Below are 16,618 nucleotides of genomic sequence, written 5' to 3' on the forward strand. Positions count from 1 at the left end.
CCCGAGCCAGATAGGGCAGCGCGCCCAGATCCGCTACCCCGGCCGCGATGCCGCCGGCAGCGACCAGGGGGTCGGTGCGCACAAGGATGGCGGCTTCGTCACCGTGCTGCTGCAGGATACGACGTCGGGCCTGCGTATTCGCACCGAAGAAGGCGTCTGGATCGATGCCCCGCCCGTACCCGGCACCTTCGTCATCAACAGCGGCGAGCTCCTGGAAATGGCGACGAACGGCTTCGTGCGCGCCGACGTTCACGATATCGTCACGCCGCCGCGCGGCACGGAACGCTTTTCGGTCGCCTTCTTCCTCGGTGCCCGCTATCACGCCAGGATACCGGTTATCCCGTTGCCGGACCAGCTTCGGGGCAGCGAGCGGGGCGTAACGGTCGATCCACTCAATCCGATCTTCAGAGAGGTGGGCATCAACCATCTCAAGAGCCGCCTGCGTTCCCATCCGGATGTTGCCGCCAAACATCATCCGGACCTGCTTCACCTCCTGGAAAAGGCGGGAACTGCATAGCCCGCCGGCCTTTCGTGTGAGACTCCCCTCGGCTCTCCTGCACGGTACCCATGATCGGCGGGAGCCTGAGGCCGATAACAGGGGCCGCCTGGCCGACTCATCGCCGGTGGGCTGCCGTCGGCTTATAGTGACGCGGCCGGACGGATGGCCTTCATCGCGACAAGTGGCGTGGCGCGACTATCGCACCGCTACGCTGCGTGAGAAATTGGGTGGTCGCCCACGGCTGCCCGCCGGCCATCCCGCGGCACGCTTTCGTCATGGGAATTGATCCACCAAGTCTTCTGTCGCCAAAGCGGCGTCTCCTTCAAAGGCGTTTTAAAGTACGGATATCCGCCAGCGGAGTGCCGTCATTGCTTCGATTGATGCGGCAGCAAAGAAGTCGCAGGTCACGCCGGACATGCAAGGTGCCGAGGTGGACCGTGATCGCCTCGCCCGGATCGAGGTTCGCGAAGTAGGTGATGTCGCGTCGCGCAACGTTGCAGATCCGTGTTGGCGGCGGCGTGAGGGCCCACTCCGTCCTGTCGGCGAAGGCCAGAAAGCTCGTGAAATACAGAAAGCCGGCTCCGTTGAAATCTTGGCTCGGGCACGGCGTGAACTCCAAGCACTCGAAGGTTATCCGAGGGTCATGGTCGGGCATGCGCGGCGCAAGTTGGGGCGGCGTCACGGCAGCAAATGGGGGCAGGCCTGCAACCTCAATGCGGGCAATCGAATGGTTGGAGGCCCCCGCCTTTCGATGCACGAAGACCGAGGTCAGGATGACCGAGCCGATGGAAGCGCCATCGATCGCCAGTTCATGGCAGCTGCGCATCTGCGTGCGCGAGATCCGCGACAGCGCGCTGCGGATATGCAGGACATCATTCTCCCGAGCCTTTTCGAAGGCCGCCTCGCAGACTTCCACCGAGCGAAAGGCGGCATAGACGGGTGCACCGGCTGCGTCCCTGAAGTCGGGTACCGGCCGGCCGGCCATCTGCGCCAGCATCAGCCAGTGCCGATGCCCCAGTTCCTTGAGCAGCCAGGTCTCCGACAGGCCGTTCAAGGCCAGATGCGGCATGCCGAGGAGCACCGGGCCAAGGCCGGCCTGCGCCTTTTGCGGTTCGTGTGCGAGCGGTCGGTCGATCAGAATCGGAGCGTTCATGGGGAAGTGCCTTCAGACGGCCATTCGGGCAGGCGTCGAGCCCATCTCGTTCGCCCGTAGCGCCGCGAGATGATCGACTACGAAGCCGGCGTCCCGGCCGACGCTCAGGAAGCGCCCCGAACCCCAGGTCCAGAGCCAGGGCATGCCGACCACGTAAAGGCCTTGCACATCTGTCACGCCGCGCCGGTGCGCGGGATAGCCGGTCTCGTCGAGGAAGGGCAGGTCCACCCACGACCAATCCGAACGGAAGCCGGTGCTCCATATGATGCCGGTAATGCCGGCGGCTTCCAGGTCGAGGCTGCGTACCGGCTCGCCGGGTTGCCAGACGGGGCTGTAATGCGCCCCTTCCGGCGCGATGATGGCCTTCTCGGCGATGTGTCGGTCGATCAGCGCGCAGATGCCGTTATAGACCGCATCGGCGGCATCGAGGTTGCGGGCGAGGTCGTCGGCGAGTGTCAACCGCCCGTTCTCGATGCCGGTGAGACGGCCATGCAGGACCATGCCTTCGTTCGCAAAGCGGCGCAGGTCGATGTCGCGGCCGCCGCCTCGTCCGGTGAGGTAATGGTTGGCATTGCCTCGGACTTTCTCTCCGAGCGGATGGTCTTCGACCGTCATCTCGTACTGGCCGAGGTCATCGAGCCAGTCCACTGCATCGCGCCCGCGATAGAAGCGAGGGCAGCGCGGTGCACTGCCGACGACGAGATGCACGGTGCGGCCCGCCAGATGGAGATCCTCCGCGATCTGACAACCTGATTGGCCGGAACCGATGACCAGGATCTTGCCGGACGGCAACTGGTCGGGGTTCTTGTAGGCAGAGGAATGAATCTGGACGATCCCCTTGGGGATGTCGGCGGCCATGGCTGGGATTTTGGGAATGTGGTAGGCGCTGACGGCGAGGATGACGGCGTCCGCGGTGACATGGCCCTCGCTCGTCTCGACCAGGAACCCTTCGTCTCTCCGGGCCACGCGCGTGACGGCGACGCCTTCCCGGACCGGCACACCGGTCCGCCGTGCAAACGCCTCGACATAGGCGACAATCTCTTCGCGCGGCATGAAACCGTGCGGCTCTGAACCAGCATAGGGAAAGTCCGGCAGCTGGCATTGCCAGTTCGGGGTCACCAGACAGAAGGCATCCCAGCGCTGGCTGCGCCAGGTGTGGGCAATGCGGTTCTTCTCGAAGACGACATGGTCGATGCCATGCCGCTTGAGATGATAGCTCGCAGACAGGCCAGCCTGCCCGCCGCCGATCACGACGACGCTGTGATGGATGGGAAGAGGGGCACGCATGGGCAGCTCCTTCATTCGACAAAGGTGATGCAGGTGACGAAGGGGGCGGGGCTGTCGGCGAAGCGGCGGGCGCGGACCTCGATGTCGTGCAACTGCCCGAGCGCCCGCGCGCAGGGCACGCCGTATCGGGCTTCCACACGGCCGCTGGCGATGTTGAGGGCGGTGCGGCTGCGTTCGAGAAAGTCGGTGAGCGGATAGGAGCCACCTGGCGCGAAATAGTCCTTGATGACGAGGGAGGGGGAGTAGCAACTCACCTCCTCGCCATCAGGCCAGCGTATGACAAAGCGCATCTCAGGCATGCTGGCAGGCTCCAAGGGTTCGATAGACGGGTAGGTGGGCGCGTGCGGTATCGGCCCAGTTGTGCCGCGCGGCGATCGCCAAGCCACGCTGGACCAGCCTTTCGCGTTGAGGAGAACGCATGGCCGCGACCATCGCGTCCGCGATCGAGCCCGTTGACAGGGGATCGCACCAGACAACATCGTCATCGGCGAGGTAGTCGGTGAAGGGCGCGATATGCGAGGCGATGACCGGGATCCCGCATGCCATGGCCTCGATGACGGCAAGGCCGAATCCTTCCTTGAGGGAGGGAAAAGCCAGGGCCGAGGAGATCCTGTAAAGGGCAGCCATCTCCGCCTGTGGTATCGGTCCCGCCAGCACGACGGAGCCTGGCAGCAGGCGGGACTGGCCGAGGGCCAACCTGAATTCGGCCTGATAGGCGGCATGGTCGAGAACCGAGGCACCGCCCGCCAGCACGAGCTGGGAACCCGGCAAGACGGTCTGTGCCTGGCTGAATGCCTGCAGGATGCGGAGTGTGTTCTTGCGTTCCTCCACCCCGCCGACGCTCAGGAAGACGGGGCCTCGTCCAAGTCCGAGGCGACGCACCAGGCCTGATTCCGAGCCGTCCCTCTCAGGCTGGAAGAAGGCGGCATTGACGCCATTGCCGACCATTGTCGCGGCGATCCCCATGTCGCGGTCGAGCTTGCGGCGCCAATGCTCGCTGACGACGAAATGGCGGTCTGCGCCATGGATGGAGCGGGCCTGCAGCGCTGCGACGCGGGGATCCTCGAACCTGTCGACATGGTGCACGGTGCGGGCGAAAGAGTTGATCAGACGTTCCTTGCGCAGCGTCGTCAAGGCGTTGCCCGAAATGCCGTCATGCGCATGGAACACATCGAAGCGTCGGTGAGCATGGTCGCTGAAATAACGCAGATAGTCGGCAATGCGTGTTTCCACCATTCCGAAGGTATCCCCCTCGAAGGGGGAGGCGGGGACACAGGCGGTTTCGCACTGCGCCTTCCGGAAGAAGCCCGCTGCCCTCGCGTCCGGCGCATGTACGACCGCCTCATGACCGAGGGCCGTCAGGGCTTCTCCCAGAGCCAGGGCGTGCACGACTCCTCCGCGCGGATTGGTCGAGTGGGTGAGGATCGCGATGCGGAGCGGACCAGGGATGCTCACGCCGCAGCCTCCTGTCGTGGCAGGCCGAGCAGCGGATGGGCTGCATGGTTGCGGATGACTTCGCGGCGACCCTCCAGCGAGATAGCAACTTCGCGAGAGCCGTCGAAACATCCGACTGCAGCTGCAGCAATGTCGCGCTCGGCGAAGCGGTCGACGACGGCTTGCGCATCCGCCGGCCTGGTGGCGATCAGATAGCCGAAGCTCGGAAAGGTGGTAAGCCAACGCTCCATCGGGACATCGGGCGGCATGGGGACCGCGCCGAGATCGATATCGATGCCCACACCCGAACATTCGGCCAGCATGATCGTGGTACCCACGATGCCGCCTTGGCTGATGTCCTTGACCGCATGGGCAAGACCGGCTTCGGCGAGGGCTGGCAGGATTTCAAGGTCAGTTCGTAGCCGAGCGGGCGGCGCATCCGTCGCCGCTTCCCAGTTGGAGAAGGGCTCGCGATAGCGTCCCCTCAAGTCGATGGCGACAATGAGCATGTCGCCCAGCCGCGCGCCGAAGCTCGTCAGGAGCTTGTCGGCGCGTCCGAGTATGGCGACGGAAAGTTGCCCGCGGTCCGTCCTCACATTGGTATGGCCGCCGACGATCGGCACGCCATAGGCCCGCGCCGCTGCCCTCAGACCAGCCAGGACCGGAGCCGCGCCTTCCTCTCCGTCGGCCCACACGGCATCGACCACGGCGATAGGGCGTCCCCCCATGGCAGCCACGTCGGAGACGTTGACCATCACCCCACACCAGCCGGCGAACCAGGGGTCGCGCGCGACGAATTCGTTCATGAAACCTTCTATGGCGAAGAGGAGATGGCCGTCTTCGGCAGCTATGACGGCACAATCGTCGCCGACGGGGACGGGCATGTCGGCAGAGAGGCCAAGGCTGGCCGCCACCGCGGCGATATCCTGCTTGCCGTTGATCCCCTTGTTGTCGCGAAGGGATGCTGCAAGGTCGGCGAGATCGATCGTCATCGCTACCTCCTCAAGCAGCCTTGCGGGCAAGGGCGCGAAAGCCCTGCTCGGCGTTTTCGAAGGGGCGATAGTGATCGAGGTCGGCCATCATCAGATGATGCCGGCGACCCAGGAGTTCGATCTCCTCGATGCTGCGCCAATGCAGCCGGCGAAAGAACAGCACATTCTGCTCCTGCACACGGGCAAGAAAGCGCCGGCACCCTCTCGCATGGGCTGATGAGACCGCGAGGCGGATGAGAGAGGCACCAAGGGCACCGACCTTGCGATAGTCGGCAGCGACGGCAAGGCGTGAGCCCCACCAGACACCGTCCGTCTCCTCGTGGATGCGGACCGTGCCGACGACCCGGTCGGCGGTGACTGCCATCATCGAGAGTGCCACGATGGGAATGGCACATGCGTCGACGGCGTCGGTGTCATCCTCCTCGAACAGGCCCTGTTCCTCGCAAAAGACGGCGCGCCGCAGCGCCTTGGCGCCCACACGTTCCCAGTCCTGCGTAGCGAACTTGACCTGGAACTCGCTGGCGACGAACGGCTTGAATGGCTCGAAGATCATTTCGCCAATCCCTTCTCATAGGCGGAGAGCGCCGAGCAGGCGCCACAGCGCCCGCAGCCGGCCTTGATGTCGGCGGCCTTCAGGCCGGCCTTCACGAGCATCGCCGACAGGGGGGCGAGGATGGCGTGCAGGAAGGCGGGCGGCGGCGTGGGGTGGCTTTCGAGGGGGGTGCCGGAAATCGGCACGAAGGGCACCACGAAAGGATAGACGCCGATCGCCACCAGCTTCTCGCAGGTCGAGAGGACAGCCTCCGGCGTGTCGCCGAGCCCGGCCAGGATATAGGTCGAGACTTGGCCACGGCCGAAGATCGGCACGGCGGCGGCGAAGGACGACATGTATTTATCGACCGATACCTGCGCCTTGCCGGGCATGATGCGCGCGCGGACTTCCGGTGTGACCGCTTCAAGGTGCATGCCGAGCGCGTCGACACCCGCTTCGCGCAGCCGGGCGAGCCAGGCGTCGTCCTCCGGTGGTTCGCACTGGGCCTGTATCGCGAGGTCGACGGCAGCCTTGATCGCTCGCGCGCTGTCGGCGAGGACTGCGGCACCGCGGTCTTCACCGCGCGGAGTGCCCGTCGTCATTACCATATGCCTGACACCGTCGAGTTCGACGGCTGCCTTCGCCACTTCCGCCAGCTGGGCCGGCGTCTTATGCGCGATGGTGCGACCGGCGGCGAGGGACTGCCCGATGGCGCAGAATTGGCAGGTCTTGGTGCGGCTCTGATAGCGAATGCAGGTCTGCAGCACGGTCGTAGCCAGCACATCTCGGCCGTGGAGTACCGCGATCTTGGAATAGGGGATACCGTCGGCCGTGGTCAGGTCATAGAAGCGCGGCCGCAGCGGGAAGGTGACCTGCCCGACAGGCCGACCCTCCCGGCTGATGCGGCTTCGGCCCAAGGCATCGGGCTTTTCCACGAGATAAGGGCTTTCGAAGGCCGGAGCGGTGTGGACGGGTACCATCACGGTCATGCCGTCGATGGTCATGGCCTTGTGGTCGGATGGTCCGGCGCCGCCCCTGCGGCTTTCATGTCCGGCCTTCGGGTCAACCAGCCGCGCTCCGAAGGACTGCAATTCGTTGATCAGCTGCGTCGCCGGCAGGGTTGCTCGGTTCTCCATCGGACAGGCTCCTCGGATCGGGTTGTTCGGCAAGGGGGGCGGCGAATTCGAGGGGGCTGGCGGCGCGGCCGTCGAGCACCAGGTGCAGGAGCTCGGGGCGCGCATAGTGGCCGACCGAGTCCATCATTCGCTTGCGCTTGAGGATCAGGCTCATGTCGAGGTCGGCCAGGAGAATGCCCTCGCCCTCGGTAAGGGGCGGCACGACATGCCGGCCCTCGGGCGAGACGATTGCCGTCATGCAGCCGCCGGTGAGGCCGCGCTGCAGGCCCTCGTCCGGCGTGATCGAGGCGATCTGGGCCTGCGTCAGCCAGCCGGTGGCATTGACGACGAAGCAGCCGCTTTCAAGCGCGTGGTGGCGGATGGTGACTTCGATCTGCTCGGCGAAGATCGGTCCCACCAGCGAGCCGGGAAACTGCGCGATATGGATTTCCTCATGCTGGGCCATCAGGGCGTAGCGGGCGAGGGGATTGTAATGTTCCCAGCAGGCGAGGGCGCCGATGCGCCCGGCAGCAGTGTCGACCACCGCCAGGCCCGATCCGTCGCCCTGGCCCCAGATCATGCGCTCGTGGAAGGTCGGCGTGATCTTGCGCCGCTTGAGGCGCAGGGTGCCGTCGGCATCGAAGACGAGCTGGGTGTTGTAGAGCGAGCCGTGATCGCGCTCGTTGATGCCGAGGACCACGACGACGCCGTGCTGCCGGGCAGAGGCCGCCACGGCGTCGGTGGCCGGGCTGGGGACGGTGACGGCGTGCTCATAGAGGCGCAAATGCTCCTTGCCGGTGAGCACAGGGGGGAGCACGAAGGAGAAATAGGGATACCAGGGCACGAAGGTCTCGGGAAATACCACGAGTTCCGCGCCCTTGCCGGCCGCCTCCGCGATGGCGTTCAGTACCTTCGCGATGGTGCCTTCTCGCGAGGCGAGGTCAGGCGCGATCTGCACGGCAGCCGCCCTTATCGATGTCTTTGCGGTCATTCCTGATCCTCCGCTCGATTGGTCGGGCGGCGGGGCGGGCCCGCCGGCGCGGTGCCTCACAACGTCCAGGTGTCGAGGATGAAGGCGTTGTCCTTGCGGTGGAGCAGGATGAGGTCGAGCACGTCGAGCGGGCTGATCGGCTGGATGCCGGGAATGAGGGAGGGTTCGCCATGGCCATAGAGGGCCTGCAGGGCAAAGCGGCAGGCATAGGCCTTGCCGCCCTCGGCCAGGAACTTCTCGATCTGGTTGTTGAAGTTGAGATGCCCCGGAAAAGCCTCGTCCCCGAGCTTGGGAAAGCCACGCTGGACGCCCAGCGTCACGCCGGGCCCATAGAGGAGGACGGAGGTATCAAAGCCCTTGCGCTTGAGGCGCGTGGCCTGCAGCAGGTTGACGAAGCCGATGGAGCCTTCGAAGGCCACGGTGTGGAAGGTCACGAGGGCCTTCTCGCCCGGTCCGGCTTTGACGTCTTCGAAAAGCTTCTGCTCGTAGTCGACGAAATAATCGCCCTTCTGGTGCGCGGGCTTGGTGACGGCTGGCATGCTGAACTCCTCTATGGGCAGGACGCGCCCCTCGGCGGTCGCTCTCCCTGCAAGGCAATCATCGTGCCAACATTGAAACAGTCAATTATTTGCAGAAAGGCAGTAAAATGCATTCAATTTTCCTATCAATTTTCTCTTGATATGGCTGAATGAAGCTGAAATCTGTGCGTGTATTCGGTTCAAAATGCCTCGGATTCCAACAGGAGCCTTTCCTGCTAAGATGCAGTCAATTTTTTCTAAATTGACAGATGACAGGTAAGAAGGCCTTCAATATACAGTCAATTTGTCAGGCGACTGGAGACTTGCATGAAGGATTGGCGACCCGACCTGGTTCGCGGCGACGGCCCGCTCTATCTTGCGATTGCCGACGCCATCGCGCAGGACATCGCACAGGGAATCCTCGCGGTGGGCGCGCGGCTCCCGCCGCAGCGCAAGCTCGCCGCAGCATTGGATATTGACTTTACCACCGTAGCGCGCGGCTATGTCGAGGCAGGCAAACGCGGGCTGATCGAGTCGATCGTCGGGCGCGGAAGCTTCGTGCGCAGCAATGCCACCCTGCGGGACGATGGCGATCCGCGGCGCCAGCAGCTTGCCGATTTCTCGATGAACATGCCGCCCGAGCCCGACGATCCCGAACTCGTCGCCCGCATGCAGGATGGCTTCGTCAGCGTCGCCCGGGATCTGTTGCCGTTGCTGCGCTATCAGGGGTTCGGGGGCGCGCCGATGGACAAGGATGCGGCGTCCGCCTGGCTCGGCCGTCGTGCCCTGGTACCTGCCCAAGAGCGAATCTTCGTTACGCCAGGTGCACATGCCGCCCTCGTCGGCATCTTCAGCCTGCTCGCGAGAACGGGAGATACGGTACTGTCCGAGGCGATCACCTATCCTGGCGTGCGCTCCATCACCGCACAGCTTGGCCTCAATCTCGTCGGCCTCGAAACCGATGGAGACGGCATCCTGCCCGAGGCTCTCGAGGAGGCCGTACAGCGTCATCGCCCCAAGGCGCTCTATCTCAATCCGACATTGCAGAATCCCACGACGATTACCATTCCCGAAAGGCGGCGTTCCGAGATTTGCGCGGTGGCGCGCCGGCATCGGTTGCCGATCGTCGAAGACGATGCCTATGGCTTCATTCCAACCCACGGGCCGCCGCCCTTGGCCGCGATTGCGCCGGACATCTGCTGGCACATAGCGGGACTGGCCAAATGCATCGGTGCAGGTCTGCGCCTTGCTTATGTGGTGGCGCCCGATGCGCGCGCCGGCTGGTCCTTCAGCGCGGCACTGCGAGCCCTCTCCGTCATGGCCTCGCCGGTGACGGTCGCCGTGGCTACGCGCTGGATCGAGGATGGCACGGCCGACACTATCCTGCGCTTCATCCGCGCGGAAGCCGCCGCTCGCGAGAGGCTGGCATCGCAATTCTTCGAACCGGGCACTTATCTCTCCGATCCCCTGAGCTTCAACATCTGGTTGCCGCTGGGCAATGGCTGGACGCGATCGGCTTTTGCCAGCTATGTCCGCCGCACCGGTATCGGCGTGGTCGTGAGCGATGTCTTCACCGTCGCAGGTGAGCCAAGCGAGATCGTGCGCGTCGGTCTGGGCGGACCGATAGGCCGCGAGCGGCTGCGCGCTGGATTGGAGTTCATGGCTCACGCGCTCGAGGGATCGCCGCAAACTGCCGCAGCTTTCTTCTAGCATTCCATCCAATGGAGAAACGCCGTCGATTTGGCTGACCGATTGGCTTTCGGCTGCGACAGTTGCAGTTTTGGGGCACGCTGCGAATAGCGCCGTCTACATTCCGGTGTACATGCTGGAAATTGTCCAGGCGCTATACGAGATCGAGATAATGATGGGGGAGACGCATTGCCATCATATCCTTACGTCGTACCACATTGGTCGGGTAACAGCTGTCTAGATTGCTGGTGTCGATATCTGCGCAGACGAGCGAAGTGCCGGGCCCCGCATTCGCTTCGCGTCGGGGGAATTCGAATGTGTCGGGACCAAATACGCCACTTCTGCCGGGGAAGCCGTTGAGTTCATCGGCAATGTTGGCAAAGGCGAAGAAGACATTGTTCTCACCGGCCCGCACCCGGAAATGATGCCAGTGGCTGGGGTCTGCCCCTGTTGGGATCGGATAGCTCTGACGTATCGCCGAACCAGGGTGACCGGCGTAGAAGCGCTCCCGCATTGCAGCTGGACATGCGATCAGATCACAGCCGCGCAGTGACAGAATGCGCGCTGCCTCGGGGAACATCGCGTCATGGCCGATCAGAAGGCCCAGCCGTCCCAGCCGCGTGTCAAAGACCCGCCAGTCCTCCCCTGACGTTGCCCAGCCATGGTCCTCGGATGTCAGATGGATCTGGCGATAGCTGCCGATGAGCCCTTCGGGACCGGCGAGCACCGCCGCGTTGTGGATGCGCCCGCCTGCCCTCTCTGCCATACCCGCTACGATGTAGATGTTCTCCCGTGCCGCTATCGAGAGCAGACGCTCCACGGCAGGCCCGGAGACGCTCTCGGCGAGGCCGTGCCCCAGTCCGGTGATCGAGCGCTCGGGAAAAACGATGAGGTCTGCATCGCGATCGTGTCTGGCGGCGACGACCATCTCCTCGATGCGTGCCAGATTATCTCCCACATCGTCGGAGGGAGCGAATTGCGCGACTGCAACACGGGATTTGCGGCCAGGCGGGAGAGGACGATGGCCATAGAGGCCGAAGAAATCCAGCGGGTTCCAGGCATAGGTGGTGGTTGGCAGTTCCTTGTAGAATTCGGGTCGGCGCTGTTCGAGCACTTTCCGCCCCAGCACGTCGTGGTCGCGCGCCAGTTCGAGGTCGATCGTTGCGTAGGCAATGCCGTCGCCCGCATCGATGATTGCGGCTATCGAGCCGTCAGGCCCGATCACGCAACTCCCTCCGCTGAACTGGACGGTGCGCTCCAGTCCCCAGCGGTTCGACTCGATCAGATAGCATCCGTTCTCGAAGGCGCGGCTGATCCAGTAAGGTGCCGGTGTGCGCTCGGCCAGCCAGTTGGAGACGTGACAGATGACGTCGGCTCCCTTCAGTGCGACGATGCGCGCGGTCTCGATGAAATGGATATCCATGCAGATCAGGAGTGCGATGCGTCCGATCGGCGTTTCGAAGACCTGGTGCCCAAGATCGCCGGGCGCGGACCATTTGGGTTCCGCGATGTAGGGATGCGTCTTGCGGTGCTTGCCGATCACACCGTCCGGTCCGATCAGCACCGCAGCGTTGTAGTAGAGCCCGTTCGAAGGCTCGATTTCGGGCATGCCGATCACGATGTAGCAGTCATGGGCCTGGGCGATGGCCTCGAAACGCGCGGTGGTGGCGCCGGGAATGGTTTCGACGAAGGGGGCGGCCTCGGCCCGGTCGAACCAGCAATATCCGGTAGTCCCCATTTCCGGCGTGACGATCAGGCGGGCCCCTGCCTCGGCCGCCTCGGTCACCAGGGCAATCAGGCCAGCGATATTGCGCTCCTTCTCGAACATCGTCGGCTCGAACTGGACGGTGGCAACCTTGTGGAGGATGGGCATCTGGCACCTTCGGGCAGGACTATGGCGTCCGGCGCGCGGATACGCGCCGCGCAACCGGTTGGGATCTGGCAGGATGGGGAGGGCGTCAGCCCAGGAAGGACTTCTTGATGGAAGCGCCCAGCGTATATTTGGGATCGACCATGTTGCCGAGACGAACGCGCCCAGCTTGGGTCAGCAGCATATAGGCATCGATGTCTTCGAAGCCGTAGTCGGTCGCCATCCAGCGAACCAGCTCGCGATAGGCGATGCGCGCGGCATCTTCCATTGGCCGCGAGGAGCCGATGGTCATGATGAAATCCCTGGTCTCGAGGCGCGGCCACTTGATGGTCCAGTTCTTGATCAGGTCGACCTGCACGGTGGTGACGGTCGGATGCTCGATCGCGACACCGCAGAGCTCGCCATCACCTTGCGCGGCGTGGCAGTCGCCGAGATAGAGAAGGGCGCCCTTTGTGTTGACGGGCAGATAGATCACCGCATCTACGCCGACATCGGGCAGATCCATGTTGCCACCGTAATAATCGGGTTGCAGGGCCGATATCGCCTCGATCTCCGGTGATGTGCCGATCGTGCCGATGAAAGGTTCATAGGGCAGGGTGATCTTGTCGTTCCACTTCGTGCCCGTCTCGGCATCGATGTGGAGTTTCTTGACGCGCTCGGGCAGGGGCGGGTTGAGCAGCGCGGTGTCGGCCGTCCCCACCAGCCCGCCGAATTCGGGCATGATCAGCGTCGTACCGCATGGCTGGGGACCTCGCGGCACGATGCTCTTGATGTAGACGGCGAGCGTATCGCCCTTTTCCGCGCCATTCACGAAGATCGGCCCATTCTGCGGATTCAGATAGGGAAAATTGAGGATCTGCGTGGGTTTGTCGGTCTCATGCCGGATACGTCCCTCGAAGGCGTCGTGTGTCTCCGCGGAAATGACGGCGCCGGGATCAACCGAGAGCACGGGATCGACATAGGGACCGTAGACGTAATGGTATTTGCCCTGGTCGGCTTCGGTGATGGTGTGGGACGCTCCCGTCTTGCCTTTGGCGACGCCCTTGCGCGCCATGATGGATTGGTCGAGCCACGGCGTCTGGGTCGATGACATAGTCTTCTCCTTTTCGAGGTGTGGATCACACGGCGAGATGGCGGCGCATGGCCTCGCCGTCCGCGAGGGATTCCCGATCGAGCGCCGCGACGATGCGGCCCTTGTCCATGACGTAGCAGCGCTGTGCCATGGCCCGGATCATGTCGATGTTCTGCTCGACCAGGACGATGGTGACGCCGGTCGCCCGGTTGAGCTCGACCATGATGCTGGCGATGTCCTGGACGATGTTGGGCTGGATGCCCTCGGAGGGTTCGTCCAGGAGGATCAGGGAAGGTTCCGCTATCAGCACGCGGCCGATGGCCAATTGCTGTTGCTGCCCTCCCGACATGGTCCCTGCACGCTGGCTCCAGCGCTCGCGCAGGATCGGGAAATAGTCGAGCGCGCGCCCGCTGCCGGCGTTGGCTGGTTTGCGCATCGCACCCACCGCCATGTTCTCGGCGACCGTCAGGCGGGGAAAGACATCCCGCCCTTGGGGCACATAGCCGATGCCCAGTCGCGCTCTTTTGTGGGCAGGCAGATCGTTGATGGGCGTACCGCGATAGATGATCGAGCCGTCCATGACGGGGACCAGGCCGATCAGGCTCTTCATCAGCGTGGACTTGCCCACGCCGTTGCGGCCGATGACGGCGACGATCTCGCCCTCGTGCACTTCGAGATCGAGGCCCTGCAGGACGGGCTTGCCGCCATAGCCGGCACGAAGTCCGAGAGTGGAGAGCAGGACTTCCTTACGCATGAGCTTGTCCCAGATAGATGGCCGCCACTCGCTCATCTGCGACAATCGCGTCGATCGAGCCCTGGGCAAAGACCTGCCCCAGATGGAGAACGGTAACCTTGTGGGCGACCTGGCGGACGAAAGCCATGTCGTGTTCGACTGCCAGAACGGTCATGCCGTCGGCATTCAGGCGCTTGACCATCTCGCCGGTGGCGTGGGTCTCCTCCGGCGACATGCCTGCCGTCGGTTCGTCCAGGAGCAGGAGCCGGGGCTTGAGACTGATGGCCATGCCGATCTCCAGCCATTGCTTCTGGCCGTGGCTGAGATTGCCGGCGGCCTGGGCCGCCTCCGAGCCGAGATTAAGGAATTCCAGGAGGCGGTCGATCTCACCGGCCAGGGCGGACGGATCGAAATGATGCTGCATGGCGATCTGGAGATTCTGGCGGACACTTAGTGCCTTGAAGATGCCGGGCACCTGGAATTTCACACTCATGCCGCGGCGGATCCGCTGGAACGGCTTGAGGGTCGTGATGTCCTCTCCCGCCAGCAATATGTGTCCATCGCTCGGGACATGCTCGCCGAGGATCAAGCGGAACAATGTGCTCTTGCCGGCACCGTTCGGGCCGATCAGGCAATGCACCTCGCCGGTTTCCAGGCGAAGGTCGACATTGTTGGTGACGTGCAGGCCACCGAAATGCTTGTTGAGGGCCCGCGTTTCGAGCATCGGCATCAGGCTCCTCCTTCCTTGCGTCCGCGCAGGAGGCGCCCCAGCAGATCGGCGCCGGACAGGACGAGACCTCGCGGTGCGATCAGGACAGTGAGAACGAGCAGCAAGCCCATGACGACCAGGGCGTACTGGCTGCCGTAGATCGTGAGAGTCTGGAATGCCGACAGCACGACCAGAGTGCCCACGAGAGTGGCGGTCAGATCGGAGCGTCCGCCGACGGCTACCCAGATCACGGGCAGTGCAGCCGCCGTCATGCCCATGCTGGATGGCGTGATGTACTGACCCCAACTGGTATAGAGGACGCCGGAGAGCCCTGCGAGACCAGCCCCTATCACAAAGGCGCCCAGCTGATACTTGCGGATGTCGTAGCCGAGCATTTCCGCCCGTTCGGGGTTCTCCCGGATCGCGACGAGCACGTTGCCAAAGCGCGAATTCACCAGGATGCGCAGGCTCAGATAGGTCACGACGAGCAGGCCAAGCACGACATAATAGAGGCCGATGTCGGGAAACAGCACGGTATTGCCGCCAGGCCAGGGAATGGTCAGAGCAGGCATGTTGCTCATGCCGTTGAAGCCGTTGAGGCGAGCCTTGCCGATGTGCCATTCCGGGCCGGCCGTCTGTGCCATGAAGCGCTCGAGCACCAACGTTACCGAAAGCGTGACGATGCCCAGGAAGACCCCTGTAATGCGGCCGAAATAGAGGAAATAGCCAAGCAAGGCAGCAAAGAAGGCCGCGAGGGCGACTGCCAGTACGACCGCAATCAGGGTAAAGCCGTAGTTCGCCCCGAAATTGATGGTGAGAATGCCATAACTGTAGCCGGCTATGCCGAAGAAGGCCGTCTGTCCGAAGCTCAAGGCACCGCCATAGCCCCAGATGAGGCTGAGGCCGAGGGCCATGAAGGCCCAGGTGAAGAAATAGACCGTGTTACCGACCGTGTAGCCATCGCTGAAGGCCGGGTAGGCGCATGCCGCGGCCAACACCATGAGGAAGCCGATCCAGAATGACGGACCCCTTCCCATCGTCTGTGGACCTTCGAGGCAGCCCAGGAAACGCAGGAGACTGTTCATATGCCCGTCTCCCGGTCTCAGGCTCGTTCGCGCAGGATGAAGCCGGAAATGCCCTTGGGCAGAACCCGGATCACGATGATGACGGCGATCAGCAGCCCGATTTGCCCGAAGAGCTGGCCCTGCCAGGAGGTCATGCCCGACTTGACGATGGCAAGGATGGCCGCGGCCGGAGCCGTTCCAAGAAAGACGTCAGCGCCGCCGGCGACCACCGTGACGAAGGCCTCCATGATGAAGGTCGTGCCCATGGTCGGCACCAGCGTCATCGTCGGCGCATAGAGCCCGCCGGCCAGTCCGGCCAGGCCTGCTCCCAAAGCGAACGTCAGGCTGTAGACCAGACGCGTATCGATACCGAGAGCGGCGGCCGTGTGCGGTACCTGGATCGTGGCCCGGGCCATCACCCCGAAACGTGTCCAGTTGAACAGGGCATAGAGGCCGACAAGCACCCCGATCGCCATGAAAAAGAGCACGACGCGATAGAGCGAATAGGAATAGCCCGCCATCTGAAAGCTGCCGAGAGGCGTCCCGACTCCCATCATCGTCGACCCAAGCACGATCAGCGTGCCTTGCGTGGCGATCAGGCTCAGGCCCCACGTCGCGACGATGGTGTCGAGCGGCCGGTGGTAGAGATGGCGGATGATGACGATTTCCACCAAGGCTCCCACGGCCGCCGACACCAGGGTACCCACGCAGATGGCCAAGGGAAGGGGAAGCCCCGCATGAGCCGCGGAAACCGTGACATAGGCGCCGCACATGATGAATTCGCCGTGGGCGAGATTGATCACGCCCATCATGCCGAAGATGACGGCGAGGCCGCAGGCGGAGAGAACCAGGAAGGCGAATGCGTCGCCGAACTGGTAGAGCGAGGAAAAGACAAATGTGCCGACATCCATCGGGAGGAACAACCCTGATTTCGAGATCCAGGCCGCCTGCAAGGCGGGC

The 16,618-nt window shown here is 63.7% G+C and carries 16 protein-coding genes and 1 pseudogene; 2 read left to right on the forward strand and 15 right to left on the reverse strand.

The window, feature by feature from the left end; translation table 11 throughout:
- Positions 1–28: 28 nt before the first annotated feature.
- Positions 29–517, forward strand: a pseudogene (locus ACIGJE_RS26115) (2OG-Fe(II) oxygenase family protein); the annotation flags it as partial.
- A gap of 304 nt (positions 518–821) precedes the next feature.
- On the opposite strand, the gene ACIGJE_RS26120 reads toward ACIGJE_RS26115, so the two are convergent.
- The 9 genes from ACIGJE_RS26120 to ACIGJE_RS26160 form a co-directional block, all read right to left on the reverse strand.
- A complete protein-coding gene (locus tag ACIGJE_RS26120; protein WP_483680808.1) occupies positions 822–1,568 on the reverse strand; it encodes a Pnap_2097 family protein in 747 nt (248 codons plus the stop codon).
- A gap of 96 nt (positions 1,569–1,664) precedes the next feature.
- Positions 1,665–2,939, reverse strand: coding sequence for an MSMEG_0569 family flavin-dependent oxidoreductase (locus tag ACIGJE_RS26125; RefSeq protein WP_483680810.1), 1,275 nt, complete (start codon positions 2,937–2,939; stop codon positions 1,665–1,667).
- 11 nt (positions 2,940–2,950) lie between these two features.
- On the reverse strand, positions 2,951–3,238 hold the full coding sequence (locus tag ACIGJE_RS26130; RefSeq protein WP_311940229.1) for an MSMEG_0570 family nitrogen starvation response protein: 288 nt from the start codon (positions 3,236–3,238) through the stop codon (positions 2,951–2,953).
- Positions 3,231–4,394 carry an MSMEG_0565 family glycosyltransferase gene (locus ACIGJE_RS26135; RefSeq protein ID WP_483680811.1) on the reverse strand — a complete coding sequence of 388 codons (1,164 nt, stop codon included), beginning with the start codon at positions 4,392–4,394 and terminating at the stop codon, positions 3,231–3,233. Before ACIGJE_RS26135 ends, ACIGJE_RS26130 begins: the two co-directional genes overlap by 8 nt.
- Positions 4,391–5,365: a sll0787 family AIR synthase-like protein gene (locus ACIGJE_RS26140; RefSeq protein ID WP_483680813.1), complete on the reverse strand. Its 975-nt coding sequence runs from the start codon at positions 5,363–5,365 to the stop codon at positions 4,391–4,393. Before ACIGJE_RS26140 ends, ACIGJE_RS26135 begins: the two co-directional genes overlap by 4 nt.
- A 10-nt stretch (positions 5,366–5,375) precedes the next feature.
- The gene (locus ACIGJE_RS26145; RefSeq protein WP_483680815.1) at positions 5,376–5,918 is read right to left on the reverse strand and encodes an MSMEG_0567/Sll0786 family nitrogen starvation N-acetyltransferase; all 543 of its coding nucleotides are present in this window, start codon (positions 5,916–5,918) and stop codon (positions 5,376–5,378) included.
- Positions 5,915–7,033, reverse strand: a complete 1,119-nt coding sequence (locus ACIGJE_RS26150) for an MSMEG_0568 family radical SAM protein (RefSeq protein WP_483680817.1) — start codon at positions 7,031–7,033, stop codon at positions 5,915–5,917. Before ACIGJE_RS26150 ends, ACIGJE_RS26145 begins: the two co-directional genes overlap by 4 nt.
- Positions 6,960–8,003: a Nit6803 family nitrilase gene (locus ACIGJE_RS26155; protein WP_367626350.1), complete on the reverse strand. Its 1,044-nt coding sequence runs from the start codon at positions 8,001–8,003 to the stop codon at positions 6,960–6,962. Before ACIGJE_RS26155 ends, ACIGJE_RS26150 begins: the two co-directional genes overlap by 74 nt.
- A 56-nt stretch (positions 8,004–8,059) precedes the next feature.
- A complete protein-coding gene (locus ACIGJE_RS26160) occupies positions 8,060–8,542 on the reverse strand; it encodes an MSMEG_0572/Sll0783 family nitrogen starvation response protein (RefSeq protein ID WP_311940241.1) in 483 nt (160 codons plus the stop codon).
- Between the two features lie 306 nt (positions 8,543–8,848).
- Here ACIGJE_RS26160 and ACIGJE_RS26165 point away from each other — a divergent pair, with 306 nt between their 5' ends.
- Positions 8,849–10,231 (forward strand): aminotransferase-like domain-containing protein, encoded by a 1,383-nt coding sequence (locus ACIGJE_RS26165; RefSeq protein WP_311940243.1) that lies wholly within the window; start codon positions 8,849–8,851, stop codon positions 10,229–10,231.
- A gap of 133 nt (positions 10,232–10,364) precedes the next feature.
- Here ACIGJE_RS26165 and ACIGJE_RS26170 read toward each other — a convergent pair whose 3' ends face one another.
- The 6 genes from ACIGJE_RS26170 to ACIGJE_RS26195 all read right to left on the reverse strand — a co-directional run bounded on the left by ACIGJE_RS26170 (position 10,365) and on the right by ACIGJE_RS26195 (position 16,569).
- Entirely contained in the window at positions 10,365–12,083 is a 1,719-nt protein-coding gene (locus tag ACIGJE_RS26170) for a nitrilase-related carbon-nitrogen hydrolase (RefSeq protein WP_415085370.1), read from the reverse strand.
- A gap of 85 nt (positions 12,084–12,168) precedes the next feature.
- Positions 12,169–13,173: an acetamidase/formamidase family protein gene (locus ACIGJE_RS26175; protein ID WP_367626347.1), complete on the reverse strand. Its 1,005-nt coding sequence runs from the start codon at positions 13,171–13,173 to the stop codon at positions 12,169–12,171.
- Positions 13,174–13,198: 25 nt separating this feature from the next.
- Positions 13,199–13,906, reverse strand: a complete 708-nt coding sequence (locus tag ACIGJE_RS26180) for an ABC transporter ATP-binding protein (RefSeq protein ID WP_311940249.1) — start codon at positions 13,904–13,906, stop codon at positions 13,199–13,201.
- Positions 13,899–14,615 (reverse strand): ABC transporter ATP-binding protein, encoded by a 717-nt coding sequence (locus ACIGJE_RS26185; RefSeq protein ID WP_311940251.1) that lies wholly within the window; start codon positions 14,613–14,615, stop codon positions 13,899–13,901. The genes ACIGJE_RS26180 and ACIGJE_RS26185 overlap by 8 nt, the downstream gene beginning before the upstream one ends.
- A complete protein-coding gene (locus ACIGJE_RS26190; protein WP_415085373.1) occupies positions 14,615–15,679 on the reverse strand; it encodes a branched-chain amino acid ABC transporter permease in 1,065 nt (354 codons plus the stop codon). The genes ACIGJE_RS26185 and ACIGJE_RS26190 overlap by 1 nt, the downstream gene beginning before the upstream one ends.
- Positions 15,680–15,696: 17 nt before the next feature.
- Positions 15,697–16,569, reverse strand: a complete 873-nt coding sequence (locus tag ACIGJE_RS26195) for an ABC transporter permease subunit (protein WP_415085375.1) — start codon at positions 16,567–16,569, stop codon at positions 15,697–15,699.
- Positions 16,570–16,618: the final 49 nt, after the last annotated feature.

Source organism: Labrys sp. E2SS-1L, from assembly GCF_057073705.1.